14 protein-coding genes are annotated in these 16,221 nt (G+C 45.5%); 11 read left to right on the top strand and 3 right to left on the bottom strand.

What is annotated here, in order from left to right; genetic code table 11:
• Nucleotides 1–57 precede the first annotated feature (57 nt).
• Nucleotides 58–711, bottom strand: coding sequence for a DUF4396 domain-containing protein (locus HFA01_RS03445; RefSeq protein ID WP_246139264.1), 654 nt, complete (start codon nucleotides 709–711; stop codon nucleotides 58–60).
• A gap of 152 nt (nucleotides 712–863) precedes the next feature.
• Between HFA01_RS03445 and HFA01_RS03440 the strand changes: the two genes are divergently transcribed.
• From HFA01_RS03440 to HFA01_RS03425, 4 genes are read left to right on the top strand one after another with little or no spacing between them, the layout of a single operon-like run.
• On the top strand, nucleotides 864–1,181 hold the full coding sequence (locus HFA01_RS03440) for a metal-sensing transcriptional repressor (protein ID WP_146813239.1): 318 nt from the start codon (nucleotides 864–866) through the stop codon (nucleotides 1,179–1,181).
• Nucleotides 1,182–1,192: 11 nt separating this feature from the next.
• Entirely contained in the window at nucleotides 1,193–3,595 is a 2,403-nt protein-coding gene (locus tag HFA01_RS03435) for a heavy metal translocating P-type ATPase (RefSeq protein WP_146813237.1), read from the top strand.
• Between the two features lie 30 nt (nucleotides 3,596–3,625).
• Nucleotides 3,626–3,826 carry a copper ion binding protein gene (locus tag HFA01_RS03430; protein WP_146813235.1) on the top strand — a complete coding sequence of 67 codons (201 nt, stop codon included), beginning with the start codon at nucleotides 3,626–3,628 and terminating at the stop codon, nucleotides 3,824–3,826.
• Between the two features lie 57 nt (nucleotides 3,827–3,883).
• Entirely contained in the window at nucleotides 3,884–4,831 is a 948-nt protein-coding gene (locus HFA01_RS03425) for a F510_1955 family glycosylhydrolase (protein WP_146813233.1), read from the top strand.
• A 115-nt stretch (nucleotides 4,832–4,946) separates the two neighbouring features.
• Here HFA01_RS03425 and trhA read toward each other — a convergent pair whose 3' ends face one another.
• Entirely contained in the window at nucleotides 4,947–5,606 is a 660-nt protein-coding gene (gene trhA / locus HFA01_RS03420) for a PAQR family membrane homeostasis protein TrhA (RefSeq protein ID WP_146813231.1), read from the bottom strand.
• Between the two features lie 229 nt (nucleotides 5,607–5,835).
• Between trhA and cbpB the strand changes: the two genes are divergently transcribed.
• The 5 genes from cbpB to HFA01_RS03395 all read left to right on the top strand — a co-directional run bounded on the left by cbpB (nucleotide 5,836) and on the right by HFA01_RS03395 (nucleotide 11,199).
• Nucleotides 5,836–6,303 (top strand): cyclic-di-AMP-binding protein CbpB, encoded by a 468-nt coding sequence (cbpB, locus tag HFA01_RS03415; protein WP_146813229.1) that lies wholly within the window; start codon nucleotides 5,836–5,838, stop codon nucleotides 6,301–6,303.
• A 67-nt stretch (nucleotides 6,304–6,370) separates the two neighbouring features.
• A complete protein-coding gene (locus HFA01_RS03410) occupies nucleotides 6,371–7,843 on the top strand; it encodes an MDR family MFS transporter (protein ID WP_146813227.1) in 1,473 nt (490 codons plus the stop codon).
• Between the two features lie 60 nt (nucleotides 7,844–7,903).
• On the top strand, nucleotides 7,904–8,623 hold the full coding sequence (gene dapD, locus HFA01_RS03405) for a 2,3,4,5-tetrahydropyridine-2,6-dicarboxylate N-acetyltransferase (protein ID WP_089652739.1): 720 nt from the start codon (nucleotides 7,904–7,906) through the stop codon (nucleotides 8,621–8,623).
• Between the two features lie 74 nt (nucleotides 8,624–8,697).
• The gene (locus tag HFA01_RS03400; protein ID WP_146813225.1) at nucleotides 8,698–9,813 is read left to right on the top strand and encodes an N-acetyldiaminopimelate deacetylase; all 1,116 of its coding nucleotides are present in this window, start codon (nucleotides 8,698–8,700) and stop codon (nucleotides 9,811–9,813) included.
• Nucleotides 9,814–9,906: 93 nt separating this feature from the next.
• Nucleotides 9,907–11,199, top strand: a complete 1,293-nt coding sequence (locus tag HFA01_RS03395) for a hemolysin family protein (RefSeq protein WP_146813223.1) — start codon at nucleotides 9,907–9,909, stop codon at nucleotides 11,197–11,199.
• A 32-nt stretch (nucleotides 11,200–11,231) separates the two neighbouring features.
• Here the strand turns inward: HFA01_RS03395 and HFA01_RS03390 are convergent, their stop codons facing one another.
• Complete coding sequence (locus HFA01_RS03390; protein ID WP_146813221.1) at nucleotides 11,232–12,071, bottom strand: mechanosensitive ion channel family protein; 840 nt, start codon at nucleotides 12,069–12,071, stop codon at nucleotides 11,232–11,234.
• Between the two features lie 451 nt (nucleotides 12,072–12,522).
• Here HFA01_RS03390 and HFA01_RS03385 point away from each other — a divergent pair, with 451 nt between their 5' ends.
• The gene (locus HFA01_RS03385) at nucleotides 12,523–14,280 is read left to right on the top strand and encodes an ABC transporter ATP-binding protein (protein WP_146813219.1); all 1,758 of its coding nucleotides are present in this window, start codon (nucleotides 12,523–12,525) and stop codon (nucleotides 14,278–14,280) included.
• Nucleotides 14,281–14,293: 13 nt separating this feature from the next.
• Nucleotides 14,294–16,126, top strand: coding sequence for an ABC transporter ATP-binding protein (locus HFA01_RS03380; protein WP_146813217.1), 1,833 nt, complete (start codon nucleotides 14,294–14,296; stop codon nucleotides 16,124–16,126).
• Nucleotides 16,127–16,221: the final 95 nt, after the last annotated feature.

Raw genomic sequence — 16,221 nt, 5'->3', positions numbered from 1 at the left:
GCCAAGTATAAAAGGTAAGAGCGTCAGAGGAATTGGTTCTCTGACGCTCTTACCTTTTTACATTTCTTCTTTAATTCCTTTTCTCACCAATACCCAGTTTGCGGGGTAACTAGTAAGGAAGCCTAAAATCATGGCAATCTGCATCATGAACCAATACGTTGCCTCGTTCGGCTTCGGCGGCTCCTGGAAAAGGACGAAGTGCACGATGGCCATCCATCCAAACATCCCGACTTCAAAAGCGATCAACGATAAAGAGTCGGCTTTGATCGCGGCCCATACGGCTCCTTTTTTTCCAAGGTCTTTATTCATCGGAAAAATAGCATAAAACTGAAAAAGGATGCCGAATAAGTAAGCCAGGATAAATTCAACGGTGTAGTGGGCAAATAAAGTGGACCCAGCAATGGTCAAGCCTGTCAAAGCGACAATCGGTACACCAACAGCATCACCAAGGGTGCATCCCGCGGAACAGTGGCTCGTGGAAACAAACACTTTCGCAGGTCGGCCGCGCTTATCTTCTTTATCGTTATCCTTGCTCTTTAAACGTCCCCATTTAAAATAGGTCCATAAGGCAACTGGACCCATAAACCATCCATTGATGGGCCAGACGACATTCATGATCTTCATCATTTGCGGGTGCCTCAGAACATCGATGGTAATAATAAGGGAACATAAGAGACCAATCGCTAGAGCAATTACAGAAATCGTCGACAACAAAACAATCACCTCTATACATTTGGAGTTTAAATATCTATACCCTAAGGTAGTAAATTAATAAACCAGAAAAAACATGAGGATTATCAAGGTTAAACAATTGACTGTAATACCTATACTGGGTATATACTATTCAATAAGGAGGCGGTGGCATGACAGAGAATCATCTTCCAGAAGATAGCGGGAAACAACCAGCTAAACCGAGGACTCAAGATGAGAAGCTTGCAGTATTAAACCGTTTAAAACGAATCGAAGGCCAAGTACGTGGAATTCAGAAAATGGTGGAAGACGATCGATATTGTGTAGACATTCTTGTTCAAATTTCTGCAATCAATAATGCTTTGAATAAAGTCGGATATAACCTGTTGGAGCGTCACACGCATCATTGCGTTAAAGATGCCATACAAAAAGGGAACGGGGACGAAGCAATCGATGAATTGATGAAAGTCGTCCAGCAATTCTCCAAGTAAGGAGGGAGACGATGGCAGATAAGAAACAGATGAATGTCGGTGTCACTGGGATGACGTGCTCTGCCTGCTCCACAAGAATTGAAAAAGTACTCAACAAAATGGAGGGTGTTGAAGCCAACGTCAACCTCGCCATGGAAAAGGCGAGTATCCACTACGATGAATCCAAAGTGCAGCCGGCGGATATAGAGGCGAAGATCGAAAAGCTTGGCTATGGTGTTCAGAAAGAGCGTGTCGAGCTCGATATTCAAGGCATGACCTGTTCTGCCTGTTCGACAAGGATACAAAAAGTATTGTCTAAAACAAGTGGGATCAGTGAGGCGAACATCAATTTAGCGACAGAAGCGGGTGTCATCGAATACGACCCAAACACATTGAGCGTCGATGACATTATTGGAAAAGTAGAGAAACTCGGTTATCATGCAGTGACGAAACAGAACCGGGAGGAACAGAAAGAACAGAAGGAAGAAGAAATCAACGAGAAAAAAAGGAAACTTTGGATTTCAGCTCTGCTATCCTTTCCACTCTTGTACACGATGGTCGGCCATTTACCTTGGGATATCGGTCTTCCGGTACCGATGTGGCTGATGAATCCGTGGTTCCAATTCCTGCTCGCAACCCCCGTCCAATTTTATATCGGCGCCCAGTTTTATAAAGGAGCCTACCGGGCACTATCTAATAAAAGTGCCAATATGGATGTCCTTGTAGCGCTTGGAACTTCGGCCGCCTATTTTTACAGCCTGGTCGAAGCCATCCGCTGGCAGTTGAATCCTGGCATCACGCCTGAACTCTATTTTGAAACGAGTGCCGTCCTGATCACCCTCATCCTTGTAGGGAAACTTTTTGAAGCGCTCGCCAAAGGCCGGACGACAGCTGCCCTGACAAAGTTATTGAACCTTCAGGCGAAAGAAGCGACAGTCATCCGTGATGGAAAAGAACAAAAGGTTCCTGTCGATGATGTACAGGTCGGCGATGACATTCTCGTCAAGCCAGGAGAGAAAATCCCTGTCGACGGGACGGTTGTCACAGGCATTACGTCTGTCGATGAATCAATGATCACAGGAGAATCCATCCCTGTAGATAAACAACAAGGCGAACCTGTCATAGGTTCAACCATTAACAAAAATGGAACCATTACAATGAAGGCTGAAAAGGTAGGAAAAGATACAGCTCTATCTGGTATTGTCAAAATTGTAGAAGAAGCGCAAGGATCAAAAGCACCGATCCAAAGAACCGCTGATCAGATTTCTGGAATTTTCGTTCCGATCGTCGTTGGTATCGCTGTTTTGACTTTCCTTGTGTGGTTCCTGTTTGTATCACCGGGAGAATGGCCGCCCGCATTGGAAGCTGCCATCGCTGTGCTCGTCATCGCATGTCCATGTGCGCTTGGCCTGGCTACACCGACCTCGATCATGGTCGGTACAGGAAAAGGAGCGGAACAGGGCATTTTGTTCAAAGGCGGTGAATATCTAGAAGGCACCCACCGACTCACGACGATTCTATTGGATAAAACAGGCACCGTTACAAAAGGGAAGCCGGAAGTGACTGATTTTGTAGCTTTTGAGGACGAGGAAACGTTACTGCCTCTTGTCGTTGCTGCAGAAAAATCATCGGAACATCCGTTAGCAGAGGCCATCGTGCAATACGGAGAAGAGAAGGGAGTCACGAAAGCAGCCGCTTTAGAGTTCGAAGCGATTCCTGGGCATGGAATTAAAGCCGTAGTCGACGACAATCGGATCGATATCGGAACAAGAAAATTGATGCAGCGGGAAAACATCGATTATGGTTTGTATGAAGAATCCTTGGTTACACTGGAACAACAAGGGAAGACCGCGATGTTCATCGCTGTCGAAGGTGAATTGAAAGGCTATATCGCTGTCGCAGATACAGTCAAGGAAACATCCAAACAAGCGATTGCCGATTTGAAAGCCATCGGTCTGAGTGTCTATATGGTTACAGGAGACAATAAACGTACCGCTGAAGCGATTGCCAAAGAAGTCGGAATCGATGGAGTCTTTGCGGAGGTGCTTCCTGAGCAGAAGGCTGAAAAAGTGAAAGAACTGCAAAAACAGGGAGAGAAAGTAGCCATGGTCGGAGACGGCATCAATGATGCACCTTCCCTTGCTACTGCCGATATCGGCATTGCTATCGGGACAGGATCTGATGTTGCGATTGAAACCGCAGACATTACACTTGTCGGTGGAGATCTTGCTCACTTGAGTCAGGCGATCCGCTTAAGCAGAAAGACGATGCGTAACATACGTCAAAATCTCTTCTGGGCGCTTGCGTATAACTCTGCAGGTATTCCAGTCGCTGCGATTGGACTTCTCGCTCCGTGGGTGGCCGGCGCTGCGATGGCTTTCAGTTCCGTCAGCGTTGTCACAAACTCCCTTCGTTTGAAGCGGGCGAGAATATAAACTCACGATAAAAATGAAAGGATGTTGAAGATGGAAACAACATTAAAAGTAGAAGGTATGACATGTGGACACTGTAAAAGTGCTGTTGAAGGAGCATTGAAAGAAGTCGATGGCGTGAACGCTGTTGACGTCGATCTTGAGACAGGTGATGTAAAAGTATCTCATTCAGAAACGGCCAATAAAGTAGAAATGAGAGAAGCAGTCGAAGAACAAGGCTACGATGTGGTATAACGAACAACCCCCCGGTGTAACACTCTCCGGGGGTATTTTTAAAAGGGGTGAAATTTTATGGGTCATCTGAAAAAAGCCGCACTAAGCCTTCTTGCAGCCTCCACTATTCTTGGGGCTTGCAGTCAGGAAGTGGAAGAAAAAGCAATGGATACTGAGGACAGCTCAGAAGAAGAGAAGGTAGAAAAGCAGCAATACTTACAACCATTTGAAGGAAATCTAGGACATGTTCATGGCCTCGGCCATATGGAAGAGGGGTTCGCTTTTGCCGCCCATACGGGAATCAAAATATACCAGGATGGGGAATGGAAAGAAGCGGTTGATCACCCTCATGATTACATGGGCTTTCAGGTGAGAGAGGACGGATTTCTCTCTTCAGGTCACCCGATTCCATCCAGTGACCTTCAAAATCCACTGGGTCTACAAAAGGGGAAGGTTTCTGAAGAGAGCTTAGAATCTCTTGCATTTGTCGGGGAAAGTGATTTTCACGTCATGGGAGCAGGGTTTGCCAATGAGTCTGTTTACGTGTTTAATGAGCAGCCGAATTCTCAATTGGATCAAGGTTTCTATAGAAGTACCGATCTTGGCGCGACTTGGGAGTCGATTCCAGCGGAAGGAATCGAGGGTGGTGTATTTCAGATGGCTGTCCACCCTACAAATGGAGAAACGGTAGCCATCGCTACAGATTCCGGGGTTTTCCTGAGCGAAGATGGTGGGAAGAGTTTTGAAGGGATTTCGGAGACTGGACAAGCGGGGGGGCTTTATTTTAGTGAAGACGAACTGTTTTATGGCTTGTACACCGGGGAAGCGACGATGACCTCCTATATCCTTGGTGAAGCGGGCACTTCGGCTGTCCCACTCCCAGACCTGACAGAAGATGCGGTTATGTATTTTACCAAAACGGAGGACAAAATGGCCATTTACACCTTTAATGGTTCCGCCTATATCTCTGATGACGGCGGAGAGAATTGGGAAAAGATTGTAGAACAAGGGGAAACCGTCTCATAAGGAAAAAACTCCAATGGATGCCATTGGAGTTTTTTTCTTTTAAATACTCGCCTGAAGATCTCCTCACGTACGGCTGTAAGTAAAAGACTCGCAGGAGGCCCCTGCGAGTCTTGGTTCAACCAATGATATAGAAGAAAATCGAGAAAAAGTGAAGAATCGAACCGCCGAGCACGAACAAATGCCAGACCATGTGGTGGTATTTGAAGCTCCGCCAGACATAAAAAATCGATCCAATCGAATACATGACGCCACCGACGACGAGATAGGTGATACCTGCTGCAGGAACTTCCACTGTCAAAGGACCCCAGGCGAGAACGATCAACCAGCCCATCAATACATAAAAGACCGTGGACATTACGACAAACCTTTTGACGAAAAACACTTTGAATATTATTCCGAGAATGGCCATTCCCCAAACGATGCCGAATAACGTCCATCCAAATGTGCTCCTTAACGGGACGAGCAAGATCGGCGTGTACGTGCCGGCAATAAAGAGGTAGATGGCGGAATGGTCGAAGATCTCAAACAAATCCTTGGCACGGCCTGGTGGGAAGCTGTGAACAAGTGTTGAGGATACGTACAAGATGAGCATGGTGACTCCATAAATCGTCACACTTGTAATATGCCAGGCATTGCCTCCTAGACTTGCGAACACAATGAGCAGGACGAGCATGGCGATACTGAGAATGGCACCAATCCCATGAGTGATGGCATTGGCGATTTCTTCGCGCTTTGTAAAGGTGTGTGTCAGCACATTTTTCAACTCCAATTTCATGAACTGATTCCATTATACGCTTGAATCGTTTTTTTATAAAGAATGGAGGATTAAACAGGTTTATCCAGAACAGAAATGGGGGTAATAGATAGTCGGAAGAATGCTAGAGAGAGAATTGTCGGAATTTGCGTTCGTGATTAGGGAGAAATTGTGTTAGAATATGTAATGGTCTTAAGAGCGTCTCTTTCTGCTCCTTCAATGTTCAAGAAAAAGAGGAGTGAACAAGAACATGGTAAGTTTAGAAAAAGAAGCAACGAGAATCCCACTTGTTTCAGAACTTATGATTCCAGCTGAGAAAGTAGCCCACGTACAAATTGGTAACCCGCTTGAGCATGCGCTTTTGGTGTTAGTGAAGTCTGGGTATTCTGCGGTACCGGTACTGGATCCTACCTTTAAATTTCAAGGAGTCATCAGCAAAACGAAAATTTTGGAAGAAACATTGGGAATTGAACAATTTGAATTGAACCGACTATCTGAAATGACGGTCAGTGAAGTGATGGATGATGAAGTGCCTTGTCTACAGCTTGGTGACAGTATGATTGATGCGATGCACAAGCTTATTGATTATCCGTTTGTCTGTGTGACGAATGAAGAAGGAGAATTCGACGGGATTGTAACACGTCGGACAATCCTTAAACAATTCAGCAAGCATTATCATGAAACGTTTAAACATACAATGGTAGAAGCAAGTCAATAAACCGATTATGATAGAATAGATGGCATCTAAGATGTCATCTATTTTTGTATTGAAGGTGAACCTACATATGAAGAAAGACAACCAAAAAAGGGGACTTGTGCTTGCATCGATCATGCTTGCCATGTTCCTGGCAGCGATAGAAGCGACGATCGTGTCCACGGCGATGCCGAGTATCGTAGCGGATCTTGGAGGGTTCAGCTTATACAGCTGGGTGTTTTCTGCTTATCTTCTGACGAATGCAGCGACTGTCCTGCTTTTTGGAAGATTAGCTGATGTTTTCGGGCGGAAACCGATCTTCATGCTCGGAATCAGCCTTTTTCTATTGGGAGCTGTTCTTTGCGCCCTTGCCCCTTCCATGAATGTTTTAATTGGAGCGAGACTCGTCCAGGGGCTCGGAGCTGGAGCCTTGATGCCCATTGCAACGACGATTGTCGGTGATATTTATACAAAAGAAGAGCGGGCGAAAATCCAAGGGTATTTATCAAGCGTCTGGGGCATCTCTGCCGTGACAGGACCTGCACTCGGAGGGTTCTTCGTTGATTTTCTCTCCTGGCCGTATGTATTCTGGATGAATATCCCTCTCGGCCTGCTTGCGCTTTTGGGCATTCTCTTTTTCTTTAAGGAAGAGGTTTCCAAAGAAAAGAGGAATGTGGATGTAGCCGGATCCATGTGGGTCGTCATCACAGTCAGCACACTGATGATTATCCTAGTGGAAGGCGGAGTAGGGATCGATTGGATGTCCTGGACCATGCTTTCGATGGTGATTGTCGCTTTTGTTGGTGCACTCGCCTTTTTCTTTCATGAGAGAAAAACGGACGACCCTATGATGCCGATGGATTTATGGCATATTCGTTCCATCCGCTATGCCAACCTTACGTCGCTTACGACCGGAATGATCCTTATCGGGGTGAGCAGCTATTTACCGGCCTTCGTGCAGGGGGTGATGGAGCAATCGGCGACCGTTGCCGGATTTACGCTTACGACGATGTCAATCGGCTGGCCGATTGCAGCAACCGTCGCCGGACGCTTGATTTTAAAAATCGGCTTTCGTCCAACCGCCGTCCTCGGCGGGGTTTCGCTCATCATCGGGGGAACCATCTTTTCCCTGCTCAGTCCGGAAAAAGGCCCCGTGTTTGCCGCCATGGGCTCCTTGTTTATCGGAATCGGGATGGGGCTATCGTCAACCTCTTTTATCGTCTCGATTCAAAACAGTGTCGATTGGCAAAAAAGAGGGATTGCGACAGCGACCAATATGTTCATGCGTACGATTGGGAGTGCCGTTGGTGCTGCACTCCTTGGAGGAATTTTGAACAGCCAGGTGGCCAATGCGATAGAGAGTTCAAGTCTTCCGGCCTCTTTCAGCGTCGATTCTGCCAATTCCCTCCTCAGAGAGGAAACGAGAGAGCAATTGAGTCAGGAAGCTCTCCTCGTTTTGCAGGACGGTTTGACATCAGGGTTACATTTCGTCTATATGGGATTACTCTTACTTGCTGTCATTAGTTTTCTACTAATTCTCAGAATTCCAAAAAAAGAAGATTGAAAAAGTCTCTCTCCCTTTGATAAAGTAAAGGATGAAAGATACATAAAGGAGGAACTACTCATGAAACAAATGGACGCTAATGAAATCATTTCATTCATATCGAATAGTGAAAAATCAACACCGGTCAAAGTTTATTTGAAAGGTGAAAATTTAGAAAATATCGAATTTGGTGAACAGGTTCAAGATTTCATCACAGGTAACTCCGGAGTGATTTTCGGAGAATGGAAAGTCATCCAGCCGATTCTAGAAAAATATGAAAATGAAATCGAGGACTATGTCCTTGAGAACGACCGTCGAAATTCTGCTATTCCTCTGCTTGACTTGAAAAAAGTCAACGCGCGTATTGAGCCAGGTGCTGTCATCCGTGACCAGGTTGAGATCGGAGACGGAGCGGTCATCATGCTTGGGGCTATGATCAACATCGGTTCTGTCGTTGGGGAAGGCACGATGATCGACATGAATGTTGTGCTTGGCGGACGTGCAACGGTCGGAAAGAACTGCCACATCGGAGCAGGTGCTGTCCTTGCAGGAGTTATTGAACCACCTTCTGCCAAACCGGTTGTCATTGAAGATGGTGTCGTCATCGGAGCCAACGCTGTCGTTCTTGAAGGGGTAACGGTCGGCGAAGGTGCGGTCGTTGCTGCCGGAGCGATTGTAACAGAAGATGTACCAGCCAACACCCTTGTTGCAGGCACACCTGCGAAAGTGATCAAGGAAATTGACGATCAGACGAAGTCCAAGACAGAAATCATGCAGGCACTTCGTAAACTGGATAACTAATTTTTTGGATCCTATTAAATAGAAGGAAGGGCCTTGCTCCTGGAGCAGGGCCTTTCGTATAGGGAGGAATTTCTTTGAAACAAGAAGGGTTAACACGAATCAGAAGAGAGCTGCATCAAATTCCTGAACTTGGCTTTATGGAGTACAAAACACAGCAGTATTTATTGGATTATATAGACAAACTTCCTCAAGAAGCTTTAACAGTAGAAACGTGGCGAACGGGTATTTTTGTACGTGTGAAAGGGAGCATCGGGGGGAAAACCATTGGATACCGGGCGGATATCGATGGACTTCCACTCACGGAAGAGACGGGCTATGAATTTCAGTCCACCCATGAGGGGCGCATGCATGCCTGTGGTCATGACTTTCACATGACGATTGCTCTTGGGGCTTTGACCCGACTCGCTCAGGACCCGGCTGAAGATGATGTCGTCTTTCTATTTCAACCCGCGGAAGAAGGTCCTGGTGGGGCAGAACCGATGCTTCAGTGTGAAGCGATGGAAAGGTACCGTCCGGACGTCATTTTCGGATTGCACGTGGCACCTGAACTTCCGGTCGGTTCCGTTTCTTCAAAGCCAGGATTATTGTTTGCCAATACGAGTGAACTGTTCATCGATTTCAAAGGCGTCGGAGGGCACGCGGCCTTTCCTCATTTGACTCATGATATGGTCGTCACGGCAAGTGCCTTCGTTTCCCATTTGCAGCAAATCGTCGCCCGCAGAGTCGATCCATTGGACAGTGCGGTCATTACCATTGGAAGAATCGAAGCGGGGACGGTGCAGAACATTATCGCCCAGGCTGCTCGCTTAGAAGGCACGATTCGCACGTTGTCTCCAGAAGCGATGGAAAAAGTCAAAGCGGAGATCGAGAAGGTTGCGCGAGGTTTTGAGATCGCTAACGACTGCAGCATTCACATCGATTACGGGTCCAACTATCACCAAGTGTTCAACGATGGTGTACAAGTGCAGCGCTTTGAGCAGCTTGTGCAGGAGACCGAATATCAGTACAAAGAAGCGAACATGGCGATGACTGGCGAAGACTTCGGCTATATGGTCAGAGAGATTCCCGGGTTCATGTTCTGGCTCGGCGTCGATTCTAAAGCAGGTCTTCACCAATCTACATTGAAACCGAAGGAAGAAGCACTCCCTGTAGGTGTAAATATCGTTGAAAAAACACTTCGAGAGCTGTAAAAGGACGCATAGGTTGGTCATTCCAGTTAACAATAGAGGATAGATGAGAGAAGGAGGAAGTTTCCTCCTTCTTTTTTATAAGGAGTGGCTTTGATGGAGATAGCGATTAAATTGACAGCAGTGGCCATTTTGATTCTGCTCACTGCTTTTTTTGTAGCCAGTGAATTTGCCATCGTAAAGGTTAGAAAAACAAGACTGGAAGCAAAGGCAGCGGAAGGACATAAAAAAGCGGAGAATGCCATCCGTGTTGTCAGTGATCTTGATTATTATCTCAGTGCCTGTCAACTAGGCATCACGATCACCGCCCTTGGGCTCGGTTGGTTAGGAGAGCCCACGCTTGAAGTTTTGTTGAGACCTTTGTTTGATCAAATTGCTCTACCCGAAGGCCTTACCCACACGCTTTCATTTGTGATCGCCTTTTTTGTCATCACTTTTTTACACGTCGTCCTCGGAGAGCTTGCTCCAAAGACGATGGCGATTCAGAAGGCAGAAAGTATCACCCTGCTTTTATCTAGACCTCTCATGTTGTATAGCAAATTGATGTATCCGCTCATCTGGCTGTTGAACGGTTCTGCCAATATTTTTGTACGCATGCTCGGTTTCCAGACCGCTCGTGAATCAGATGAAGTGCACTCAGAAGAAGAGCTGAGACACATCCTTACAAAAAGTTATCAAAAAGGGGAAATCAACCGATCGGAGTACACGTATGTCGATCGTATCTTTGAATTTGATAACCGGACGGCGAAGGAGATTATGATCCCCCGCACAGAGATGGCCGTACTAAATGTAAGGCAATCGGTGACGAATGCGGTGAGGGAAGTGAAGCATAACCGCTACACCCGCTATCCCGTGATTGAGAGCAGCAAAGATGAGATTATCGGAATCATTCATATGAAAGAACTGCTCTATGATGATGCGGAAAATCAGAGTACACTCCGGCCGTTTTTGCGACCAGTCATGAAAGTATTTGAGAATATTCCGATCCACGACCTGCTCGTGAAGATGCAAAAAGACCATACCCATATGGCTGTGCTCATTGATGAGTATGGGGGAACGTCCGGAATCGTGACGGTGGAAGATATTCTTGAAGAAATCGTCGGGGAAATCCGGGATGAATTTGATGCCGAAGAAGAACGGGATATCAAACGACTGAAAAACGGTCACTTTTTAATAGAAGGTAAGACCGCCATCCAGGACATCAATGATTTTTTTGATATCCAATTGGATCACATCGATATCGACACGATTTCAGGCTGGATCTATACGAAAGATTTTGAAGCAAAAGAAGGAACTGTAGTCGAAGGAGAAGGCTACCGATTTAAGATCGTAGACCTTGTCAAAGGACAAATAAAAAAAGTAGAAATGTGGAAAGAAGAATCAAAATAACCCGACCTCATGAGGTCGGGTTATTCCTGTTATTAAGACTCTTTTTGAATATACACTTGATGAGGGAATGGAATTTCGATATCCGCAGCATCCAAGGCTTCTTTCATCGCTTTTCTCATATCACGTTCAACCGCCCATTGTTCCATGTTTTCGGTCTTACCGAGGATACGGATCACGACATCAGAAGAACCAAGACTCTGGACACCGAGCACATTCGGTCCTTCAACAAAACGCTCGTCCTCTGTAAATTGGTCCGCGACTTTTTGGAGAACAGCCATCGCTTCATCGATGTTCTCATCATAACCGATGCCAATGTCCACAAGCGCACGCATGTTGCCGCGGGAGTGGTTGGCGACACCAACGATATTACGGTTAGGAACAAAGTTCAATGTTCCATCAAAGCTGCGGATCTTCGTCGTACGGATACCGACTTCTTCAACGATTCCGTCATAACCACCGGCTGTAACGTAATCATCGACTTCAATCTGGCGCTCAATCAGTAAGAAGAATCCGGTAACGATATCAGAAACAAGGCCCTGGGCACCGAACCCGATCGCTAAACCGAGAATCCCTGCACCAGCAAGCAATGGTCCAATTTCAATATTCACGGCACTCAGTAGCATCATAACCAAAATAAATAGTAAAACATAAGAAAACAGATTCACAGCAACTTTTTGTAACGTTTTATTTCTTCCGTCTGTAATGTTCCTCTGCTGACTCATCCGATTGATCGCTGCTTCAATCGCTTTCGTACCTAAAGGTTTAATAATCGCAAAAGCGATGAGGATGACAGCGATTTTAAGTCCTCCCGTAATCAGCCACTCGACGAGGACATCAAAATTAAAATCTAATCCTTCTTCAAATAAATTCATTGAATAAACTCCTTTCTATCTTCCGGTCTCCTCTAATAGAATATCGGAATCTAACAGGAGAATTCAACATTTTACATATAAAGACACGAATTTTCTTCTCATCCAAAACGAAACAGGGGATGGAAGGAGAGGAAGCGACTGATTTAAAATTGTTCCATGTCTCCATAGAAGATCGTGAACAAAGAATCTTCTCTATAAGTGGCTCCTGAATAAATGGTCCATCTCTCCTGACCATACCCGAAACTCAACCTAGCTGACTGGCCAACCGTTATCTTTAGATCAAACCTTACACAATCCTGCAACTAGATAAAAAAATTCATCTACAACTTTCGTATGAGGGAAAATCATCCTCTAGATAGAAAATTTTAAAAATTATTGCAAATGGGTAGATATTTATTTCGCAACCCGATATATTTAATATTACGTTAAAAAATAAGAAGGAGGAAAACCTTTGGATACGTTTAAAAAACTAAAAGAATTTTATTGGCCATATCGAAAATTTTTCTTTTGGTCTTTGTTTTCATTATTTTTCGTAACCATCATTACAGTGGTCTATCCAATCGTTTTGAAGATCACCATTGATGATGTTGTTCTCGCTGAAGAGTATCGTCTCATTCCTTATATATGTATCGCATTTATCGCACTCATGATCATCAAAGGATTCGCTACATATTTTCATCAGTATTTAGGGGACTTCTTCGGTATACGCTCGGTTTATACGCTCCGTGACGAGCTGTATAAAAAATTGCAGCGGCTGCCTTTTCGTTATTACGACAATGCCAAGACAGGAGATTTGATGTCGAGATTGACGGCAGATGTGGAAGGCTTTCGTTTTTTCCTTTCCTTTGGATTCTCGGAACTGATCCGAATCTTCCTGCTCATCGTCATCAGTTTGAGCGTTATGTTTTATTTCTCTGTTCCACTTGCCCTTGTCACAATGGCGGCCATGCCGTTCCTTGCTGTTGTCATTTATCGGTTTGATCGAAAGGTGCACCCGGCTTTCCGTAAAATCCGTAAGTCTTTCGGTAAGCTGAACACACGTGTGCAGGAAAACATCAGCGGGATGAATACGGTCAAATCCCTTTCCAGAGAAAGCTTTGAGATCGGGCGTTTTTCGAACAGAAGTGAAGATTACCGATCCAAATTTATTACGACATCCAACATATGGGCCCGCTATTTCCCATTGATGGAGTTTATCGGTAACGTATCGGTTGTAGCTTTGCTTGCCTACGGCGGATATATGGTTATGAATAACATGATGCAGCTCGGAGAACTGGTTGCCTTTTTCAGTTTGGTCTGGTACATTCTCGGACCATTGATGAACTTAGGTTTTGTCATCAACCTTTTCTCCCAGGCGAAAGCTTCCGGGGAACGCTTATTGGAGATTTTAGAAGCACCTGAAGAAATCGCTGAAAAAGAGGATGCCATTCACCAGGACCGTTTGCAAGGGCACGTGACGTTCAAGGATGTCACACTCACTTACGTCGAAGATGACGATTCCGCATTGAAAGATATCAGCTTTGATGCTCCTCCTGGAAAAACGATCGGTCTGATCGGAGCAACGGGATCAGGGAAAACGAGTATCACCCAATTGATCACCCGTTTTTACGAACCGGAAAAAGGGGAAGTCCTCGTCGATGGTCGTCCGGTACAAGATTATGGATTAAAAAGTTTGCGCAAAAACATCGGCTTTGTCTTGCAAGAGTCATTCCTTTTCTCAACGACGATCAAAGAAAACATTGCTTATGGAAATCCAGATGCGACCCTTGAAGATGTCATCGATGCTGCCAAAAGGGCACAGGCGCATGAGTTCATCATGGAGATGCCGGACGGGTATGACACCCTGTTAGGTGAACGTGGCATGGGACTCTCCGGTGGTCAAAAACAACGGATTGCGATTGCACGTGCGATCCTTATTGACCCGGCAATCCTCGTGTTGGATGATGCGACTTCTGCTGTTGATATGGAAACAGAATTCAAAATTCAAAAAGCGTTGCAGGAAGTGATGAAAGGACGCACGACCTTCATCATTGCCCACCGCATTTCTTCATTAAAGCACGCCGATGAGATCATCGTTCTTGAAGACGGTTCCGTCAAAGAACGGGGTGTTCATGAAGAACTTCTTACGAATGGTGGACCATATCAACGAATTTACGATATTCAATATCAGGATAAAGAGAAAATTTTAAAGACATCTAACATTTCATAAAAGGAGGGAGACCATGGCTCGCAAACCAAAGCATGAACCAGAAACGAGCACCCATTTGAATCGATTTAAATATACGCAGGACCAGGCGATTGAAAAGCCGTTCAACTGGGCTCAAATGTGGCGGCTGCTTAAATATTTGAAGCCTTATGCTAAAACATTGCTACCTGTTGCCATCGTTGCGATGCTTATTTCCACCATTGTGAGGCTGGTTGTTCCCGTTTTAATTGGTCAGGTAGCGATCGATATTGCGATCGCTGAAGGGGACACCAATCTATTGATCCAACTCGTGGTGGGCATTGCCATCATGTATTTACTCAGTTATATCGGAAACGCGCTTAGAATTAAATATGTGAACATCCTCGGTCAAAATGTCATTTATGACTTGAGGCAACATTTGTTTTCCCACGTCCAAAGACTTTCTCATAAGTTTTTCGATTCGAGGTCCGCAGGTTCGATTCTTGTCCGGATTATGAACGACATCAACTCCCTGCAGGAATTGTTCACGAATGGAATCATCAACCTGCTGATGGACGTGGTCATGTTGACAGGGATTGTCGTTATTCTATTAGTTTTCAGTCCGAAACTGGCCCTGGCGATTCTCGTCATCCTGCCGCTTATGTTCTATATCTCAACGAAGCTGCGCCGTAACATTCGCCGCTCCTGGCAGAATGTGAGGATTCAACAATCAAAGTTGAATTCGCACTTGAATGAAAGCCTTCAAGGCATCCGCATTACTCAATCGTTTTCTCAGGAAAAAGAAAATACCGAGTACTTCAATGGTGTGAATACGGATAACTTCCAATCCTGGAATACAGCTTCAAAGAAAAGTGCCATGTTCCGCCCATTTGTTGAAATGAGTAATGCGGTCGGAACGGTCATACTTATCGCTTACGGAGCCCATCTAATCTTGCAGTCAAGTATCGAAGTAGGGGATTTTGTCATGTTCGCTTTCTTCCTTGGCATGTTCTGGGAGCCGATCTCCCGTTTAGGACAGATGTATAACCAGCTCCTGATGGCGATGGCCGCCTCGGAAAGAATCTTTGAATTTTTGGATGAGGAACCGAATGTCGAAGAGAAGAAAGATGCGATTGAGCTGAAAGATATGCGCGGCCATATTGAATTTGATCATGTTCAATTCGCGTATGATTCCAAACGCATCGCTTTACACGACATCAACCTTGAAATGAAGGAAGGGGAGACTGTCGCTCTTGTCGGTCATACCGGTTCTGGTAAATCGACGATCGCGAACTTGATCAGCCGCTTTTATGATCCGACCAAGGGAGCCGTCAAAATCGATGGGGTAGACTTAAAAGATGCCACGATTGATAGTGTGCGCCAGCAGATCAGTGTCGTCCTTCAGGATACCTTCATTTTCTCAGGGACGATCATGGAAAACATCCGTTTCGGACGTCCGGATGCTTCCGATGAAGAAGTCATCGAAGCCGCGAAAGTCGTCGGAGCCGATGACTTTATCCAGCGTTTGAACAATGGATATGAAACGGAAGTAGAAGAACGGGGAAATATCCTTTCCGCCGGTGAACGACAGCTCTTGTCCTTCGCCCGTGCGCTTCTGGCTAATCCGAGGATTCTTATTCTGGATGAAGCGACCGCCAGCATCGATACCGAAACAGAACTGAAAATCCAACAGGCGCTTCGTAGACTGCTCAAAGGACGAACAGCGATCATGATTGCGCACCGCTTATCGACCATAAGAGAAGCGGACAATATTTTCGTTCTGGAAAACGGGCGCATCCTCGAGCAAGGCTCGCATGATGAATTGATGGACCAGGAAGGCGAGTACTATGACCTCGTAAAAGCCCAGTTCCAAATGCTCGACGCCATATGATTAATTAATAATATTTCAAAAGACACCGGAAATCCGGTGTCTTTTTTATTCAACTAATTGGCAGGTTTCTTGAAGACTCAGTTTCGAGACTTTTA

It is taken from the genome of Halobacillus faecis (assembly GCF_007991335.1).
Classification (GTDB): Bacteria; Bacillota; Bacilli; order Bacillales; family Halobacillaceae; genus Halobacillus; species Halobacillus faecis.
The sequence above is the reverse complement of the archived record's forward strand: the minus strand, read 5'-3'. Positions and strand labels throughout refer to the sequence as shown.

What these genes read in the sequence shown, in the direction of transcription:
- HFA01_RS03440 (WP_146813239.1), top strand. Translation starts at nt 864, where the DNA reads ATGACAGAGAATCATCTTCCAGAAGATAGCGGGAAACAACCAGCTAAA.
- HFA01_RS03435 (WP_146813237.1), top strand. Translation starts at nt 1,193, where the DNA reads ATGGCAGATAAGAAACAGATGAATGTCGGTGTCACTGGGATGACGTGC.
- HFA01_RS03430 (WP_146813235.1), top strand. Translation starts at nt 3,626, where the DNA reads ATGGAAACAACATTAAAAGTAGAAGGTATGACATGTGGACACTGTAAA.
- HFA01_RS03425 (WP_146813233.1), top strand. Translation starts at nt 3,884, where the DNA reads ATGGGTCATCTGAAAAAAGCCGCACTAAGCCTTCTTGCAGCCTCCACT.
- trhA (WP_146813231.1), bottom strand. Translation starts at nt 5,606, where the DNA reads ATGAAATTGGAGTTGAAAAATGTGCTGACACACACCTTTACAAAGCGC.
- cbpB (WP_146813229.1), top strand. Translation starts at nt 5,836, where the DNA reads ATGGTAAGTTTAGAAAAAGAAGCAACGAGAATCCCACTTGTTTCAGAA.
- HFA01_RS03410 (WP_146813227.1), top strand. Translation starts at nt 6,371, where the DNA reads ATGAAGAAAGACAACCAAAAAAGGGGACTTGTGCTTGCATCGATCATG.
- dapD (WP_089652739.1), top strand. Translation starts at nt 7,904, where the DNA reads ATGAAACAAATGGACGCTAATGAAATCATTTCATTCATATCGAATAGT.
- HFA01_RS03395 (WP_146813223.1), top strand. Translation starts at nt 9,907, where the DNA reads ATGGAGATAGCGATTAAATTGACAGCAGTGGCCATTTTGATTCTGCTC.
- HFA01_RS03390 (WP_146813221.1), bottom strand. Translation starts at nt 12,071, where the DNA reads ATGAATTTATTTGAAGAAGGATTAGATTTTAATTTTGATGTCCTCGTC.
- HFA01_RS03380 (WP_146813217.1), top strand. Translation starts at nt 14,294, where the DNA reads ATGGCTCGCAAACCAAAGCATGAACCAGAAACGAGCACCCATTTGAAT.